Genomic DNA, 16,170 nt, shown 5'->3' on the forward strand with positions numbered 1-16,170 from the left:
TGCGCGCGCAGCAGGCGCGCGCCCCACGCCCATCCTGTGAGGCCCAGCACGGCGGCGATCAGCACCAGGGGCGGGTCCTCGAACATCGCGGCGACGATGATGATGAGCGGCAGCCCAGGGATCACCAGGAACACGTTGGTCAGCGCCGACAGCGCCTCGCTCTTCCAGCCGGACAGGTACCCGGCGATCACGCCCACGGTGATGGCGATCACCGTGGCGATCAGCGCGGCGAGGAATCCGACGACGATGACGCCGCGGGTGCCGTGGATGACCTGGCTCAGCACGTCCTCCCCGATGTGGGTGGTGCCCAGCCAATGCGCCGCGGACGGCGGCTGCAGACGCGCCGAGTTGTCGATCGCCGTGGGCGAGAACGGCGCCAGCACGTCGGCGAAGATCGCGACCAGCACGAAGAATGCGAGGATCGCGAGACCTGCGATGGACTTGCCGTTGCGGAACATCGCGAACGCCGAGGCGAGCTTCGCCCAGAAGCTCTGGCGCTCGCCCCCGGTGCCGGTACCGCTGGTGCGGATGAGGAACGTGTCGGGAGCGCTCGCCTGGCGCCGGCCGGCCTTCTCTGTCGTGGTCATGGCTCAGGCCTCCGTCTGGCGCGTGCGCGGGTCGAGGAATGCGTAGGCGATGTCCGCGAGGATGTTCGCGACCAGCACCGAGAGGGTGATGACCAGGAAGACGCCCTGCATGAGCGCGTAGTCCTTCGCATTCGTGGCATCCAGCAGCAGTTTGCCGACGCCCGGGTAGCTGAAGACCATCTCCATCACGATCGTGCCGCCGACGATGAAACCGATCGACAGTGCGAAGCTCTGGATCTGCGGCAGAACGGCGTTGCGAGCGGCGTAACGCCACAGCACGCGCTGGTTGGGCATGCCCTTCGCCTGCGCGACGGTGATGTAGTCCTCATCGAGCACGGTGAGCATCATGTTGCGCATGCCCAGCATCCATCCGCCGAGAGAGGCGATCACGATCGTCGCGGCAGGCAGCGTGCCGTGCACGATGACCTGACCGATGAACTCGAGGTTCCAGCCGGGCACCATCCCGACGCCGTACGCCTTGCCGATCGGGAACCAGCCGAGGTTGACCGAGAACACCGCGATCGCGAGGAGGCCGAGCCAGAAGTAGGGAATGGTGCTGAGGAAGGTGGTGATCGGGATCAGCGCCTCGAGCCTGCTGCCCCTTCGCCATCCGATCACCGCACCGCCGATCGTGCCGATCGCGAAGGACACGATCGTCGCGAAGCCGACCAATCCGATCGTCCACGGCAGCGCCTGGCTGACGACCTCCGTGACCGGCCGCAGGCCGTGCAGCAGGGATACGCCCAGATCGCCCCGCAGCAGCAGAGCCCAGTAGTCGAGGTACTGCTGGAAGAGCGTCTTGTCGGTGTCGAGCCCGAGCAACGAGCGCAGCGCGTCGGCCGCCTCGGGAGAGACGTTGCGGTTGCGCGAGAGGTACTGGCTGACCGCGTCGCCCTTCATCATCCGCGGCAGGAAGAAGTTGATCGTGAGCGCGGCCCACAGGGTGAAGATGTAGAACGCCGCACGCCCGCCGAGGAAGCGCCACGGTATGCGGGAGCGACCGGCGACGACCTTGGTCGCCGTCGTGCCGACCTCGACGGCGTCGACGGGCGACCGCTCGTCGGTGGTGGGCATCTGGGGTTCGACGGCGGTCATCGTGAACCTCCACGGGTGTCGGCGAAGAATCGCTCAGGGTCGGGGGATGCTGCGCGCAGCTCCTGCGTGTACGGGTCCTGCGGCCGCAGGATGACGTCGTCGGCGGGCCCGTGCTCGACGATCCGGCCCTGGTTGAGCACCATGATCTCGTCGCTGAAGTGGCGGGCCGTCGCGAGGTCGTGCGTGATGTAGAGCACGCCCAGCCCTTCCTCGCGCTGCAGGTCGGCGAGCAGGTTGAGCACGCCGAGGCGGATCGAGACGTCGAGCATCGAGACGGGCTCGTCGGCGACGAGGATCTTCGGCCGCGAGGCGAGCGCACGTGCGATCGCGACGCGCTGGCGCTGCCCGCCGGAGAGCTCGTGCGGACGGCGATCGATCACGGCATCCGGAACCAGCCGCACCCGCTCGAGGAGCCGGCGCACCTCGGCCTCGGTCTCGCTCTTCGGCACCACGGCATCCAGACGCAGAGGGCGCTCGAGGTGGTAGCGGATCGAGTGGTACGGGTTGAGCGAGGCGAACGGGTCCTGGAACACCATCCGCAGCTGCTGCCGGTAGGTGCGAAGCCCTCGTCCTCGGCGCGGGATCGGCGTGCCGTCGAGCAGCACCTCGCCGCTCGTGGGCGTCTCGAGCTGGGTGAGGATCTTCGCGATCGTCGACTTGCCGCTGCCCGACTGGCCGACCAACCCGATCGTCCGACCCGAGGTGAGCGTGAAGCTCACGTCGTCGAGCGCCTTGAGCTGTCCGGCGCCGCGCACGTTGTAGACCTTGGTGACGCTCTTCACTTCGAGAGTGCTCATCGCACCACCACCCCCTTCTCGCCGGTCAGTCTCGGGAACGAGGAGAGCAGCGTCTTCGTGTACTCGTCCTGCGGGGCGTTCCAGATCCGCTCTGCGGTGTCGATCTCGACGATCTCGCCCTCGCGCATGATGGCGATGCGATCGCTGATCTCGAGCAGCAGCGGGAGGTCGTGGGTGATGAAGATCACCGAGAACCCGAACTCCTCGCGCAGCTGCGAGATCTGGCGGAGGATCTCGCGCTGCACGAGCACGTCCAGCGCCGTCGTCGGCTCGTCCATGACCATGAGCTGCGGACGCAGCGCGAGCGCCATCGCGATCATCACGCGCTGGCGCATGCCGCCCGACAGCTCGTGCGGGAACGAGCGCGCGCGCTGCGCGCCGACCTTGACGATCTCGAGCAGCTCGGCGACCGCTTCGCGCCGCTGCTTCCGGCTCATGCCTGGACGGTGCACCTCGAACACGTCCTCGAGCTGCGCGCCGATCGTGGCGACGGGATTCAGAGCGTTCATCGCCCCCTGGAACACCATCGAGATCTTGTCCCAGCGGAAGCGGCGCATCTGCTCGGCGCCGAGTGCGCTCACGTCGATGTCGTCGCCCTCCGCGTCGTGGAAGGTGACGGATCCGCTCGTGATCACCGCCGGTGCCTTGAGCAGACGCTGCACGCCGTACGCGAGGGTGGTCTTGCCGCAGCCGCTCTCGCCGGCGAGTCCGAGGATCTCGCCGCGCTGCAGTTCGAGGGTGACGTTCTTCACCGCCGCGACAGGCGGATCGACGTCGTACACGACCGAGAAATCTCGGACGGACAGCAGGGGGTCTGGCATGGGTATCGCTTTCGTGCGGGGAACGGATGCCGGGCGTGGTGCTGCTGAGCCCGTCGACGCATGCATCGACGGGCTCAGCGTCCGCGCGTTCTTACTTCGCTTCGAGCTTCGTCAGGATCTGCACGATGCCCGGCTGGGTCGGGTCGGCCGACGCGTACTGGTCGTCCTCGCTCGGCCATCCGACGTAGTTGCGGGTGTTGAACTCGCCCAGCAGCGGGTGCGCGCCGAGCGGGATGGCCGGCACGTTCTCGGCGAAGGCGGTCTGCAGCACCGCCGATGCCGCGGCGCGCTCCTCATCGGAGGAGGCGTTGGCGTAGGTGTTCAGCGCCTCGGTGACGGCGGGGTCCTCGAAGCGGCCGAAGTTGTACTGCGCCTTGTCGTCGACGATCCACTTCGGGTCCATGGTCGAGGTGTACAGGCCGTACACGTTTCCGGTGTCCTCGAGCCAGTGGATGATCGCCTGGAAGGTGCCCTCCTGGCGGGCGGCGTCCCAGCCGCCCCAGTCGGGCTGGTCGACCTTGACCTCGATGCCGAGGTTGTCGCCGAGCTCTTCTGCGAGCAGTGCCTGCTCGGTGTTCCAGTCGCTCCATCCGGCGGGAACCGAGACCGAGAACGACACGGCTTCGCCGTCGGGGTCGATGAGCTTGTCGCTCTTCCAGGTGTAGCCGGCGTCCGTGAGGATCTGCTTCGCCTTGTCGACGTCGACCGAGTACTCGGCATCCTGGTACTCGGGGATGATCTCGTCCGCGAGCAGCGTTCCGAGCCCGGTGACGTTCCACACCGCCTCGCTCGCGCCTTCGCGGGCGATGTCGACGTACGCGTCGCGATCGATGGTCCAGGCCAGGGCCTCGCGCAGCGCCGGGTCGTTGAACGGCTTGGTCTGCAGGTTCATGAACAGCGTGCCCGCGCCGGCGGTGGGCGAGACGAGGAACTGGTTGTCGGGGTCGACCGACAGGTAGCTCTCCTCGATCTGCGGCAGGAACGCCTGGGCCCAGTCGGCCTCGCCCGATGCGAGTGCCGTGGTGAGGGCGGCGTTGTCACCGTAGGAGACGTAGTGCAGCTCTGGCACCGAAAGCTCGCCGCCCCAGTAGTCCTCGTTCGCGGTCAGAGTGACCGATTCGGTCGTCCAGCTGTCGAGCACGTACGGACCGGTGCCGACGGCGAGGCCGTCTTCGGTCAGCGGGTCGGTGTTGGGGTCTTCGATGTTCTCCCAGATGTGCTTCGGCACGATCGGGGTGTGCAGCACGCGCGACTGAGCGGTGTACTTCGAGTCGGCAAATTTCAGCGTGACCTTGTCCCCGTCGACCGTCGCGCCCTCGTAGTGCAGGCCCTGAGAGTCGGCGAGCTTTCCGCTGAGGTACTGGTCGAACGTGAAAACGATGTCGTCGGCGGTGAACGGCTCGCCGTCGCTCCAGTTGACGCCGCTGCGCGGGACGACGGTGAGCTCGGTGTAGTCGTCGTTCCATTCGACCGACTCCGCGAGCCACGGGGTGGTGCCGAGATCGCCGGTCGGGTTCACGAGCGCGAGCGGCTCGAAGATGACCTTGGCGTAGCCATACTTCGATGCGGACGAGTCGCCGAGATACGGGTTGTGCGACTCTGTGGTGATCGCCCCGTCCGGCTTGGCGATCGTCAGTGCGGCGGTGGACGAGCCGGATTCTCCGCCGCCGCCATCTGAGGCGGGCGAGCATCCGGCGAGCACGCCGATACTGAGGGTCGCGATCGCGCCGATCGCGATCAGAGATCTGCTGAGCTTCATTGCTTCTCCTTGGACACGGGTCATTGTGCAGGTGTGGCACGCGTCGGTGTGACGCTTTAGCTTACTCATGAGAAAGTAAACTGAGGCGAGGTTACCGACAAGTAAGTAAGCTTGCAAGTACGCGATGCCAGACCGTTACACTCACCTCAGAGGGGGATGCCGTGGCCACAGAGAATCCGACGCGCACGCGCCCTGCCACCAGGCAGAAACGCACCGACATCCTGGAAGCAGCGGTCGAGATCTTCGGCAACAAGGGATCGACGAACGGCACGCTCGCCGACGTCGCCGAGCAGGTCGGGATGACGCACGCCGGCGTGCTGCATCATTTCGGCTCGAAGCAGAAGCTGCTGCTCGAGGTGCTCGCCTACCGCGACCAGGCAGACGTCGCCGAGCTCGACGAGAAGCACATACCCGGCGGACCGGAGCTCTTCCTGCACCTGGTGCGCACGGCGTTCGCGAACGAACGCCGCCCCGGCATCGTGCAGGCCTACACCGTGCTGTCCAACGAGTCGGTCACCGACGACCATCCGGCGCGCGACTTCTTCGAGGAGCGCTACACCACCCTCAGACGCGAGGTGTCGGAGGCGTTCCACGCCCTGTGCGCGCAGGAGGGCGTGACCGAGCCCGACACTGTCGCCGCGGCATCCGCCAGCATCCTCGCCGTCATGGACGGCCTGCAGTTGCAGTGGCTGCTGCATCCGGAGATCGTCGAGCTCGGCGAGGCCAGCGAGTTCGCGATCCGCGCGATCGTGAACGCCGTGCTGCATCCTGGTCCGGAACTGGAGACGTACGCGCGCGTGGAGTGACAGTAGGCTCGCCCCATGAGCATCGACCTCGAAGCGCTGTACATCGACCTCCACCAGCATCCTGAGCTCTCCTTCCAGGAGACGCGCACCGCGGGCATCGCCGCCGGGCACCTGCGCGATCTCGGCCTCGAGGTCGAAGAGGGCGTCGGCATCACGGGTGTCATCGGCGTGCTGCGCAACGGGGAGGGTCCGACGGTGTGGGCGCGCGCCGACATGGACGCACTGCCGGTCGAGGAGCAGACAGGTCTCGCGTATGCGAGCACCGCGCACGGGATCGACCCGGCCGGCCACGACGTCCCCGTGATGCACGCGTGCGGGCACGACATGCACGTCACGGCCATGCTCGGAGCGGTCGAGCGGCTCGTCGCCGAGCGGGCGGAATGGTCCGGCACGCTCGTGGTCGTCATCCAGCCAGCTGAGGAGTACGGCGCGGGGGCCAGGGCGATGCTCGACGCCGGCATCCTCGACCGCTACCCGAAGCCCGACATCGTGCTCGGCCAGCACGTCACGCCGTTCGCGGCGGGAGTGATCGGCCTGCGCAGCGGCACGCAGATGGCGGCATCCGATGGTCTCACCGTGACCCTGCACGGCCGTGGTGGGCACGGGTCAAGGCCGCACACGACCATCGACCCGGTGGTGATGGCGGCCGCCACCGTGATGCGCCTGCAGACGATCGCCTCTCGCGAGACCGCCCCGCAGGGCGTCGCCGTCGTCACGGTCGGCTCGATCCACGCGGGGCTGAAGAACAACATCATCCCCGCCGAGGCGACGCTCGAGCTCAGCCTGCGCTATCCGGACGACGAGTCCCGCGCCGACGTGCTCGCGAGCGTGGAACGGATCGTCCGAGCAGAAGCCCTCGCCTCCGGTGCCGAGCGCGAACCCGAGATCCGCACCGACCACACGCTGCCGCCCACGATCAACGATGCGGATGCCGTGGCGCGCGTCAGTGCCGCATTCCAGCGCACCCTAGGCGAAGCCGCCGTGATCGACCCCGGGATGATCACGGGCAGCGAGGACGTCTCCTGGTTCGCACGTGACGCCGGTGCGCCTCTGGTGTTCTGGTTCTGGGGCGGGGTCGACCCCGCGACCTTCGCGGCGGCGGTCGAGAGCGGCACGGTCGCCAGCACGATCCCGACGAACCATTCCCCGTTCTTCGCTCCGGAGATCCACCCGACGATCGAGGTCGGGGTCACGGCCATGGCGACGGCGGTGCGGGAGTTCCTGGACTGAGCGGATTACACCTCGACGATACGGGGCGGCGGCGGATCCAGCTGACGCCGCGGCACGCCGTGTGCCTCCCGGTGCAGCCGCTCCATGCGTGAATCGAGCTCTGCGGCCGCATCCGCCGCATCCGACAGGCTCTCGACGAGGTGCGAGGGCACCTGGTTGGAGAACTTGTAGTAGATCTTGTGCTCGAGGCTCGCCCAGAAGTCCATCGCTATCGTGCGGAACTGCACCTCGACGGGCACGAGGAGCGGCCCGGTCGACAGGAACACCGGCACCTCGATGATGACGTGCAGGCTCTTGTACCCGTTCGGCTTCGGGTTCTTGATGTAGTCCTTCACCGCGCGCACCGTGATGTCGTCCTGCTGCGTGAGCAGGTCGAACAGCTGGTAGACGTCCGCGACGAAGCTGCACGTCACGCGCACGCCGGCGATGTCGGTGATCTCCTCGCGGATGCGCTCGAAGTCCGGCTCCTCGATCCCCTTGCGAGCGATCTTCTCGACGATGCTGTCCGGCGTCTTGATCCGGCTCTTCACGTGCTCGATGGGGTTGTACGCGTGATCGTGGAGGAACTCGTCCCTCAGGATCGAGATCTTCGTCTCGACCTCGCGCATCCCGAACTCGTACTCGCGCAGGAACTTCTGGAATTCGTCACGGAGTTCGCGCGTCTGGCGAATGTCGTCTTCGCTGACCTCGATGGTCGTCATGAGATCGACGTTACGTGGTCGTGATCAGAACGCGCTGTGCGTTTCGCTGTGGGCGGATGCCGGTGACGCGAGCATTCGGTGCGGGTCAGCCGCATCCCGGCCGACTCAACTGGTTCGCCCGTCATCCGGGGATGGGTTGTCGGTGGTGGGGGCTTCGGGTGGGGTGCCATCTCTGGTGGGGGTCCCACCAGGCGGGGCCGCGGACTTCGGGGACGCCGTGGTTCATGCGGATCACCCACTCGGTCAGGTGCAGGGTGCGGTGATGGAACCAGCACAACAGCACCCCGTTGTCAGTATGCGTCGGACCGCCGGCGGCATGCTCTTGGACGTGATGCACTTCGCACCACGTCGCGGGGATCGTGCACCCGGGGATCACGCACCCACCATCCCTCGCGGTGATCGCCCGGCGTTGCAGGGCGTTGAAGATCCGGCCACTGGTGCCGATCGACACGATCCGGCCCCGGTCATCGAACAGGATCCGCTGGATCCCACCCGCGCACCCGGCCTGCAGTGCCGCAGTGAGCGGGACGAGGTCGCCGGTGTGCCCGATCTGCGCCCACCCGTACCCCGCGGCAAGATCCGCCGCCGTCGCCGAGACCGTGAGCGTGGGCGCCGCGCCACCCAGATGCGGGAACAAGTCGGTCCGGGCGGCGGTGTTCAAGATCGTGGCGAGAGCGTCATGCAGCTTCTGCCCACGGGTACGGATATCGGTGAACACCGGGCCTTCGTCTGTCTCTTCGTCGGCGGAAGGTTCGAACCGCACGCCACCACCTGTCGCTGACGCCGTCGCGTCAGTGGACCCGCCATCATGCTCGGGGTCGTCCGCCCCGTTGACCTTCGGGTTCAGCAGGCTGTCGATCAACAGGGCGAGTTGTGCCGCGACCTCGGGCAGCAGACTCCCCCGCACCGGCGCCGCACCATCCTTGACCTTCCCGATCGAGAAATACCGCCCCCGCATCGCCGCCTCTTCCGCCGGCTCCGCCCCATCCGGATCCAGATACGCCACCATCACCCGCGCCAGCACACCCAGATCCTCCGGCAGCGGAACCGGGCGCGGCGCGTCACCCTCCGCCGCCCCGGCGTCCATCCCGCGGGCGAAGTCCGCCAACTGCCGATCCGCCTCCACCCGGTCCTCATCACTGATCCGCCGCGCGGACTGCTCGATCGGATCCGTCGCCGCCAACAACCCCGCCACACCCAGACCACCCTCGACCATCACTTCCCGCAACGCCTGATACCGGGCGGGCAGGAACGCCCCCTCCGTGATCCCGACATCCCTACGCACCAACCGGGCCGCCCGCACCAACCGCGTCGCACCCCGTGTGTCCGTTCCGACGAGCATCCGCACGAGATCCGCCGGCTTCGAGCACCCGAACCAGGTCGTCATCCGCTCTTCCCTCAGCCCCACCGACCGATCGACCACCTGCACGGCCGCCTCGACCTGCACGCCCTCCAGGCGGCGCTGGATCCGCCCCGACACCGCCAGCAACTCCGCCACATCCGCATCCGACAAAGAAGGAATCCGCTCCGCACCGAACGCATCACGCACCACCGAATCGAGGGACTCCTCCAGATCCCGAAACCGAGCAACGATGCTGTTCATACCCACTATTCAACACGGGGCCACCGACATTCCAACCCTGATTTAACCCAGATCAGAGAACTTTTCCGAAGAACTTTTCGCGCCACCGGTTGTGTGGGATCTAGGCTGAATCCATGACCGACCCGCAGCACCTCGATCCTTGGCCGATCCGCACCTCGCGCCTCGAGATCCGGCGTTGCTCCCCGGACGACCTCGACCGGCTCTGGGAGTTCCGGCAGCTCCCCGAGGTCAACCGTTGGCTCGGCGTCGCACCAGCCACGCGCGACGAGTTCCACGCGCGCTATCTCGAACCCGACCGCCTCGCAGCGACCTTCGTGATCGAGCTGCTGCCGACGTCCGGCGTGGAGCGGACCGTCATCGGCGACCTCATGGTGCGCATCGAAGACGCATGGGCGCAGCGGGAGGTCGCCGACGACGCCAAAGGCGTGCAGGCCGAGCTCGGCTGGGCGCTCGACCCGGCGTTCGCCGGTCATGGGTACGCCACCGAGGCGGTCAAGGCCGCGATCGACGTCTGCTTCGGCCCTTTGGGTCTGCGCCGCGTGCACGCCGGATGCTTCGCCGACAACGAACCGTCCTGGCGACTGATGGAGCGGATCGGCATGCGCCGCGAGGAGTTCAGCCGCAAGACCGGCCTGCACCGCTCGGGCGAGTGGATGGACGGCATGAACTACGGGCTCCTCGCCGAGGAGTGGCAGTCGAGCCACAACTGAGGCAGCCAGTTCAATCGCGAGATCAGCGGAACGCTCGACTGACGGCAGCGGCGATCTGGGACAGGCTGATCCAGATCAAGAACTTCTGCACCGGCCGCAACGGAAGGCCGATGACTCTCCGCCAGCCACGATGGCGGGTCCACGACATGGTGATGATGACCTGGGTTCCGCCCGTCGTCTGCGTGAGCATGAATTCGGTCAGGATCGGGCTGGTCCGGGGTGCGTCAGGGTACGAGAAGCGCCATGCGACCCGTTCCGCCCGATGCGCGACGGCGAGCTCGATCTCGCGGCGACGAAACGGTGGCCGGATCTTCATAGGCTTGCCGTCCGGGCGGACTGTGGGCGCGTGACCGTGCCACACAGCGCCAGGAATCCCTTCTTGCGCGTCTCGCTCGATCGAGCCGACGCTTCCTTGCCAAGCGGGGACATGATCCGGATCGACCAGGTATTCCCAGACCTTGTCGACGGATGCCGGCACGAACGCCTGCGTCGAACCGGATGCTCGCACGCTCCCCTTCGACGCCTCTGATGCTTCCTCGGATGGGGCCGTCGCATCGACATCCTCGGGCTGATCGAGCCTGACGAGAACATCCGCGCGAGTTGCGCCGAGCCGATGAAGGATGTCATCGATGAGGCCACTGGGCTCCACGACGAGCTCATGAAGGACGGACGATGCGCTCCCGTCACGGTTCTTCCCGGCCGCGCGCCCGATCAGGTCTGCGGTCCGCCGCGTGAGCTCGTACCCGTCGGTCTCATGGAACACGATCCGCCCCGGCTCGGGGAGTTCTGCCCGGATACCGAGAGAGGAGATCTGATCCTCGTGCTGTTCCCGCACGGCACGCCGCGCATCCTCGATGCTGATGCCCAAGCCTCGAAGCACCCGCCCCGCAGCCTGGTCGGACAACACGAGCGCGAGGAACAGGTGCTCGATGTCCGCTTCTCTGAGCCCCTGTCGTGACGCCTCTTCCAGGGCCATGAGAGACAGCATCTGACTGGTCTGCGCGGCCTGAATGAACTTGCTCATGCGTTCCTCCTCGGGATCGGGATCGAGGGATCCACCCGTTTGGCGTGCTTCTTATGGACCGCCTGCCGCGTCACACCGAGTGCATCGGCGATGTCCTGCCACTTCATCCCTGCACGCAATGCGGCTTCGACCTGCCGCAGCTCCAATGTGTCGGCGAGAACACGCAACGACGCCACGGCCCGCAGGCCCGCTCTCGGGTCGCTCGTGTCCGCAGCGACCACTGCGATCTTCGAAGACTCCATTCAGTCAACCTATGTTGCTTAACTCACTCTGTCAACCTAAGTTGCTGGCGCGCTGCTCACGCCGGTGAGATCCACGGCAGCCGCACGATGTGAGCATCCCGTATGCATCGACCTCGCGCCCGTAGGGAAAGCGTGAGGATCGTGGATACGGCGAGCGCACCGGAGTTGTATCGACTCTCGTGCTCGACATCATCTACCTCGCGCTGACCTTCGCGCTCTTCGCCCTCGTCGCTCTGATCGCGAAGGGGGTGGAGCGACTGTGATCGTCTTCGAGATCGCCGCCGCCGCTCTCGCCGTCGCCGCGATCGTCTACCTCGTCGTCGCCCTCGTCGCGCCGGAGAAGTTCTGATGGATGCCACGATCTGGTTCGGCGTCCTCCAGGCGGCGACGCTCATCGTCGCCCTCGTGCTCCTGTATCGCCCGCTCGGCGATGCGATCGCACGCATCTACACCTCGCCGCGCGATCTTCGCGTCGAACGAGGCCTCTATCGCGTCATCGGTGTCGACCCGACCTCGGAGCAGACCTGGCGCGCCTACGCACGCAGCGTGCTCGCCTTCTCGCTCGTCGGCTTCCTGCTCGTCTACGCACTGCAACGACTGCAGGCGTTCCTGCCGCAGTCGCTCGGCCTTCCCGCCGTACCGGAGGGCCTCGCGTTCAACACCGCCGCGTCATTCGTGGCCAACACGAACTGGCAGTCGTACTCGCCCGAGCAGACCATGGGCTACGTCGTGCAGCTCGCCGGCCTCACCGTGCAGAACTTCGTCTCCGCGGCCGTCGGCCTCACGATCGCCATCGCACTGATCCGCGGACTCTCCCGTCGGGGTTCCGCGACGATCGGCAACTTCTGGGTCGACCTCATCCGCGGACTCGGACGACTGCTGCTGCCGATCGCCCTGGTCGGCGCCGTCGTGCTGATCGCCGGTGGCGTGGTGCAGAACTTCGCCGGCTTCACCGACGTCACGACGGTGTCCGGCGGCACGCAGTCGATCCCCGGCGGTCCGGTCGCCTCGCAGGAGGTCATCAAACTCCTCGGCACGAACGGCGGAGGGTTCTTCAACGCCAACTCGGCGCACCCCTTCGAGAACCCCACCGCGTGGACGAGCCTGTTCGAGATCCTCCTCATCCTCGCGATCCCGTTCGCACTGCCCCGCGCCTTCGGGCGCATGGTCGGCGACCACCGCCAGGGATACGCGATCGCCGCGGTCATGGGCACGATCTTCCTGGTCTCGACATTCGCCCTGTCAGCGCTCGAACTGGCCGGCCGCGGCACGGCGCCAGAGCTCGCCGGCGCCGCCATGGAGGGCAAGGAGCAGCGCTTCGGCATCCTCGGCTCCACGCTCTTCGGCAGCGCCAGCACCCTGACGTCCACCGGCGCCGTCAACTCCATGCACGACTCCTACACGGCGCTGGGCGGCATGATGCCGATGCTCAACATGATGCTCGGCGAGGTCGCCCCCGGCGGCGTCGGCTCGGGGCTGTACGGGATGCTCGTGCTCGCGATCATCGCGGTGTTCGTCGGAGGCCTGCTCATCGGACGCACCCCGGAGTATCTCGGCAAGCGGATCGGTCCGCGGGAGATCAAGCTCGCGAGCCTCTACATCCTCGTCGTACCGGCGCTCGTGCTGGGCGGGACCGCCTTGAGCTTCGCAATCCCGGGGATCAGGGCAGACGTCGAGTCGACCAGCATCCTGAACCCCGGAGTGCACGGCATGAGCGAGGTGCTCTACGCCTTCACCTCGGCGGCCAACAACAACGGCTCCGCGTTCGCCGGCCTCACCGCCGACACCCCGTGGTTCAACACCGCGCTCGGCATCGCGATGCTGCTCGGCAGGTTCATCCCGATCGTGCTCGTGCTCGCCCTCGCCGGTTCGTTCGCGGCGCAGGAGCGCATCCCGGCGACATCCGGAACCCTCCCCACCCACCGGCCGCAGTTCGTCGGCCTCCTCACTGCCGTGACGGTCATCGTCACCGCACTCACGTACTTCCCGGTGCTCACCCTGGGCCCGCTCGCTGAAGGACTCGTCTGACATGACACTCATCACCTCCGCACCCGAACAGCAGGATGCCGCGGCATCCGCGCCTTCGACAGCATCGAAGCCCCGTTCCTTCGGATGGGCGCAACTCGCCCAAGCGCTCCCCGGTGCGCTGCGCCGCCTCAATCCGGCATCCCTCGTCCGCAACCCCGTGATGCTGCTCGTCTGGGTGGGCGCGGCGTTCACCACCGCCCTCGCGATCGCAGAGCCCTTCCTGGGCGGGCCGGGCGAATCCGGCGGCACCGCTGTGCCGGCCGCGTTCACCTGGGGCATCGCGGTGTGGCTGTGGCTCACGGTGCTGTTCGCGAACGTCGCGGAGTCGATCGCCGAGGGACGCGGCAAGGCCCAGGCCGCCAGCCTGCGGGGGACCCGCACGAGCACTCTCGCGCGCCGGGTGTCCGCATACGATCCGGCATCGGATGCCGCGGCGAGCAGCGCGGAGACCGTCGAGGTCTCCTCCGCAGAACTGCAGCGCGACGACGTCGTGATCGTGGAAGCCGGTGAGCTGATCCCCGGCGACGGCGACATTCTCGCCGGCATCGCCACGGTCGACGAATCGGCCATCACCGGTGAGAGCGCCCCGGTCATCCGCGAATCAGGCGGCGACCGCAGCGCCGTGACCGGCGGTACGCGCGTGCTCTCCGACCGAATCGTCGTGCGCATCACGTCGAAGCCGGGCGAGACGTTCGTGGATCGGATGATCGCCCTCGTCGAAGGGGCCAGCCGCCAGCGCACCCCGAACGAGATCGCCCTGAACATCCTGCTCGCGAGCCTGTCGATCGTGTTCCTGATCGTCGTGCTGGCGCTCAACCCGATCGCCTCGTACGCGGCATCGCCGGTGAGCATCCCCGTGCTGATCGCCCTGCTCGTGTGCCTCATCCCGACGACGATCGGTGCACTCCTCTCGGCCATCGGCATCGCCGGAATGGACCGGCTCGTGCAGCGAAACGTCCTCGCGATGTCGGGGCGGGCAGTGGAAGCGGCGGGAGACGTGACGACGCTGCTGCTCGACAAGACCGGCACGATCACGTACGGCAACCGCCGTGCGCACGAGGTGGTGCGGATGCCCGGCGTCGATCCCGACGAACTGCTCCGGACCGCCGCTCTGTCCTCTCTCGCAGACCCGACCCCCGAGGGTGCATCGATCGTCGAGCTGGCCGCAGCCCGCGGCATCCGGGTCGAAGAGTCCGCCGACGCGGTCGTCGTCCCCTTCACCGCCCAGACCAGGATGAGCGGGCTCGACCTGCCGGACGGTGCGCAGATCCGCAAGGGCGCCGGCTCCGCCGTGCAGGCATGGCTCGGGGCTGCGGGCGACGACGAGCTGACCTCTCGCACAGAGGCGATCGCGCAGAGCGGCGGCACTCCCCTGGTCGTCGCGGTCAAGGATGCCGCAGGCATCGGCCGCGTACTCGGCGTCGTGCACCTCAAGGACATCGTGAAGGACGGCCTGCGCGAGCGGTTCGACGAGCTGCGCAGCATGGGCATCCGCACCGTCATGATCACGGGCGACAACCCGCTCACCGCAGCGGCCATCGCGAAGGAGGCGGGCGTCGACGACTTCCTCGCCGAGGCCACTCCGGAGCAGAAACTCGAACTGATCCGCCAGGAGCAGGAAGGAGGGCGACTGGTCGCGATGACCGGCGACGGGACGAACGATGCCCCGGCCCTCGCTCAGGCCGATGTCGGCGTCGCGATGAACACGGGCACCTCGGCCGCGAAGGAGGCCGGGAACATGGTCGATCTCGATTCCGACCCGACCAAGCTCATCGACATCGTCCGTATCGGCAAGCAACTGCTCATCACGCGCGGTGCGCTCACGACGTTCTCGCTGGCGAACGACATCGCGAAGTACTTCGCCATCATCCCGGCGATGTTCATGGGAGTCTTCCCCGGACTCGCGGCGCTGAACGTCATGCAGCTGCACTCGCCGGCATCCGCCGTCACCAGCGCGATCATCTTCAACGCGATAGTGATCGTCTTCCTCATCCCGCTCGCGCTGCGCGGAGTGAAGTACCGCCCGGCGAGCGCCTCGCAGATCCTGCAGCGCAACCTGCTCGTCTACGGGGTCGGGGGCGTGATCGCGCCGTTCATCGGCATCAAGCTCATCGACCTCGTCGTCAGTCTCATCCCCGGTTTCTGAAAGGCACCCCATGTCCTCCACACGCACCGCAGTCCGCACCGCCAGCGTCGCCGTCCGCACGATGCTCGTGCTCACGCTGCTCCTCGGCGTCGGCTACACGCTCCTCGTCACCGGCATCGGTCAGGTGCTCCTGCCGTGGCAGGCGAACGGCTCCGCGCTCTCCGACGGCAGGGGGAGCGCCCTGATCGGACAGCCGTTCACCGACTCCGACGGCGAGGCTCTGCCTGAGTACTTCCAGTCGCGCCCCTCGGCAGCGGGCGACGGCTTCGACGGCACGCGTTCCGGCGGCAGCAACCTCGGTCCTGAGAATCCCGATCTGATCTCGACGATCGAGGACCGCAAGGCACAGATCGCCGAGCGCGAAGGCGTCTCCCCCTCCGAGGTCCCGGCCGATGCGGTGACGGCATCCGCCTCCGGACTCGACCCCCACATCGGCGTCGCCTACGCCCTGCTGCAGGTGCCGCGCGTCGCCGATGCGCGCGGGCTGTCGGAGTCGGAGGTGCGCGGCGTCGTGGAGTCTAGGATTCAAGGGCGGGACCTGGGCTTCCTCGGCGAGGAGCGCATCAACGTCGCAGAGCTCAATCTCGCACTCGACGACCTGGAGGGCTGATGCACGCAGAG

At 67.3% G+C, this 16,170-nt stretch carries 15 protein-coding genes and 1 pseudogene; 7 read left to right on the plus strand and 9 right to left on the minus strand.

Annotated features, from left to right (window positions below; translation table 11 throughout):
* The 5 genes and pseudogenes from ACNPNP_RS14755 to ACNPNP_RS14775 all read right to left on the minus strand — a co-directional run.
* The coding region (locus tag ACNPNP_RS14755; RefSeq protein WP_448966778.1) for an ABC transporter permease at positions 1-587 on the minus strand (587 nt) is incomplete at its 3' end.
* A 3-nt stretch (positions 588-590) separates the two neighbouring features.
* A complete protein-coding gene (locus tag ACNPNP_RS14760) occupies positions 591-1,682 on the minus strand; it encodes an ABC transporter permease (protein WP_448966779.1) in 1,092 nt (363 codons plus the stop codon).
* Positions 1,679-2,371: pseudogene (locus ACNPNP_RS14765) on the minus strand (ABC transporter ATP-binding protein); the annotation flags it as partial. The gene ACNPNP_RS14760 and the pseudogene ACNPNP_RS14765, both read right to left, overlap by 4 nt.
* Positions 2,372-2,475: 104 nt before the next feature.
* Positions 2,476-3,300: an ABC transporter ATP-binding protein gene (locus ACNPNP_RS14770; RefSeq protein ID WP_448966780.1), complete on the minus strand. Its 825-nt coding sequence runs from the start codon at positions 3,298-3,300 to the stop codon at positions 2,476-2,478.
* Between the two features lie 91 nt (positions 3,301-3,391).
* Positions 3,392-5,059, minus strand: coding sequence for an ABC transporter substrate-binding protein (locus tag ACNPNP_RS14775; protein WP_448966781.1), 1,668 nt, complete (start codon positions 5,057-5,059; stop codon positions 3,392-3,394).
* A gap of 161 nt (positions 5,060-5,220) precedes the next feature.
* On the opposite strand from ACNPNP_RS14775, the gene ACNPNP_RS14780 reads away from it, so the two are divergent.
* Together ACNPNP_RS14780 and ACNPNP_RS14785 are read left to right on the plus strand one after the other, a co-directional pair.
* Positions 5,221-5,865: a TetR/AcrR family transcriptional regulator gene (locus ACNPNP_RS14780; protein ID WP_448966782.1), complete on the plus strand. Its 645-nt coding sequence runs from the start codon at positions 5,221-5,223 to the stop codon at positions 5,863-5,865.
* A 15-nt stretch (positions 5,866-5,880) separates the two neighbouring features.
* Complete coding sequence (locus tag ACNPNP_RS14785) at positions 5,881-7,095, plus strand: amidohydrolase (protein ID WP_448966783.1); 1,215 nt, start codon at positions 5,881-5,883, stop codon at positions 7,093-7,095.
* A gap of 5 nt (positions 7,096-7,100) precedes the next feature.
* Here the strand turns inward: ACNPNP_RS14785 and ACNPNP_RS14790 are convergent, their stop codons facing one another.
* Both ACNPNP_RS14790 and ACNPNP_RS14795 read right to left on the minus strand, forming a co-directional pair.
* Positions 7,101-7,796 carry a GTP pyrophosphokinase gene (locus ACNPNP_RS14790; RefSeq protein ID WP_448966784.1) on the minus strand — a complete coding sequence of 232 codons (696 nt, stop codon included), beginning with the start codon at positions 7,794-7,796 and terminating at the stop codon, positions 7,101-7,103.
* A 121-nt stretch (positions 7,797-7,917) separates the two neighbouring features.
* A complete protein-coding gene (locus ACNPNP_RS14795) occupies positions 7,918-9,399 on the minus strand; it encodes an HNH endonuclease signature motif containing protein (protein ID WP_448966785.1) in 1,482 nt (493 codons plus the stop codon).
* 113 nt (positions 9,400-9,512) lie between these two features.
* On the opposite strand from ACNPNP_RS14795, the gene ACNPNP_RS14800 reads away from it, so the two are divergent.
* Positions 9,513-10,109, plus strand: a complete 597-nt coding sequence (locus ACNPNP_RS14800) for a GNAT family N-acetyltransferase (RefSeq protein WP_448966786.1) — start codon at positions 9,513-9,515, stop codon at positions 10,107-10,109.
* A gap of 22 nt (positions 10,110-10,131) precedes the next feature.
* Here the strand turns inward: ACNPNP_RS14800 and ACNPNP_RS14805 are convergent, their stop codons facing one another.
* Together ACNPNP_RS14805 and ACNPNP_RS14810 are read right to left on the minus strand one after the other, a co-directional pair.
* On the minus strand, positions 10,132-11,133 hold the full coding sequence (locus tag ACNPNP_RS14805; RefSeq protein WP_448966787.1) for an SRPBCC family protein: 1,002 nt from the start codon (positions 11,131-11,133) through the stop codon (positions 10,132-10,134).
* Positions 11,130-11,375 (minus strand): hypothetical protein, encoded by a 246-nt coding sequence (locus tag ACNPNP_RS14810; protein WP_448966788.1) that lies wholly within the window; start codon positions 11,373-11,375, stop codon positions 11,130-11,132. The genes ACNPNP_RS14805 and ACNPNP_RS14810 overlap by 4 nt, the downstream gene beginning before the upstream one ends.
* 259 nt (positions 11,376-11,634) lie before the next feature.
* Here ACNPNP_RS14810 and ACNPNP_RS14815 point away from each other — a divergent pair, with 259 nt between their 5' ends.
* From ACNPNP_RS14815 to kdpC, 4 genes are read left to right on the plus strand one after another with little or no spacing between them, the layout of a single operon-like run.
* Positions 11,635-11,724 carry a potassium-transporting ATPase subunit F gene (locus ACNPNP_RS14815; protein WP_448966789.1) on the plus strand — a complete coding sequence of 30 codons (90 nt, stop codon included), beginning with the start codon at positions 11,635-11,637 and terminating at the stop codon, positions 11,722-11,724.
* Complete coding sequence (gene kdpA, locus ACNPNP_RS14820; protein ID WP_448966790.1) at positions 11,724-13,403, plus strand: potassium-transporting ATPase subunit KdpA; 1,680 nt, start codon at positions 11,724-11,726, stop codon at positions 13,401-13,403. The genes ACNPNP_RS14815 and kdpA overlap by 1 nt, the downstream gene beginning before the upstream one ends.
* A gap of 1 nt (position 13,404) precedes the next feature.
* A complete protein-coding gene (kdpB, locus tag ACNPNP_RS14825) occupies positions 13,405-15,549 on the plus strand; it encodes a potassium-transporting ATPase subunit KdpB (protein WP_448966791.1) in 2,145 nt (714 codons plus the stop codon).
* A 10-nt stretch (positions 15,550-15,559) separates the two neighbouring features.
* A complete protein-coding gene (gene kdpC / locus ACNPNP_RS14830) occupies positions 15,560-16,159 on the plus strand; it encodes a potassium-transporting ATPase subunit KdpC (RefSeq protein WP_448966792.1) in 600 nt (199 codons plus the stop codon).
* Positions 16,160-16,170: the final 11 nt, after the last annotated feature.

The sequence above is a fragment of the Microbacterium xerophyticum genome (genome assembly GCF_053543555.1).

Excerpts from the sequence above, each read along its gene's own strand:
- ACNPNP_RS14790 (WP_448966784.1), bottom strand. The coding sequence starts at position 7,796 with ATGACGACCATCGAGGTCAGCGAAGACGACATTCGCCAGACGCGCGAA.
- ACNPNP_RS14795 (WP_448966785.1), bottom strand. The coding sequence starts at position 9,399 with ATGAACAGCATCGTTGCTCGGTTTCGGGATCTGGAGGAGTCCCTCGAT.
- ACNPNP_RS14760 (WP_448966779.1), bottom strand. The coding sequence starts at position 1,682 with ATGACCGCCGTCGAACCCCAGATGCCCACCACCGACGAGCGGTCGCCC.
- kdpB (WP_448966791.1), top strand. The coding sequence starts at position 13,405 with ATGACACTCATCACCTCCGCACCCGAACAGCAGGATGCCGCGGCATCC.
- ACNPNP_RS14800 (WP_448966786.1), top strand. The coding sequence starts at position 9,513 with ATGACCGACCCGCAGCACCTCGATCCTTGGCCGATCCGCACCTCGCGC.
- ACNPNP_RS14805 (WP_448966787.1), bottom strand. The coding sequence starts at position 11,133 with ATGAGCAAGTTCATTCAGGCCGCGCAGACCAGTCAGATGCTGTCTCTC.
- kdpC (WP_448966792.1), top strand. The coding sequence starts at position 15,560 with ATGTCCTCCACACGCACCGCAGTCCGCACCGCCAGCGTCGCCGTCCGC.
- ACNPNP_RS14810 (WP_448966788.1), bottom strand. The coding sequence starts at position 11,375 with ATGGAGTCTTCGAAGATCGCAGTGGTCGCTGCGGACACGAGCGACCCG.
- ACNPNP_RS14770 (WP_448966780.1), bottom strand. The coding sequence starts at position 3,300 with ATGCCAGACCCCCTGCTGTCCGTCCGAGATTTCTCGGTCGTGTACGAC.
- ACNPNP_RS14775 (WP_448966781.1), bottom strand. The coding sequence starts at position 5,059 with ATGAAGCTCAGCAGATCTCTGATCGCGATCGGCGCGATCGCGACCCTC.
- kdpA (WP_448966790.1), top strand. The coding sequence starts at position 11,724 with ATGGATGCCACGATCTGGTTCGGCGTCCTCCAGGCGGCGACGCTCATC.
- ACNPNP_RS14785 (WP_448966783.1), top strand. The coding sequence starts at position 5,881 with ATGAGCATCGACCTCGAAGCGCTGTACATCGACCTCCACCAGCATCCT.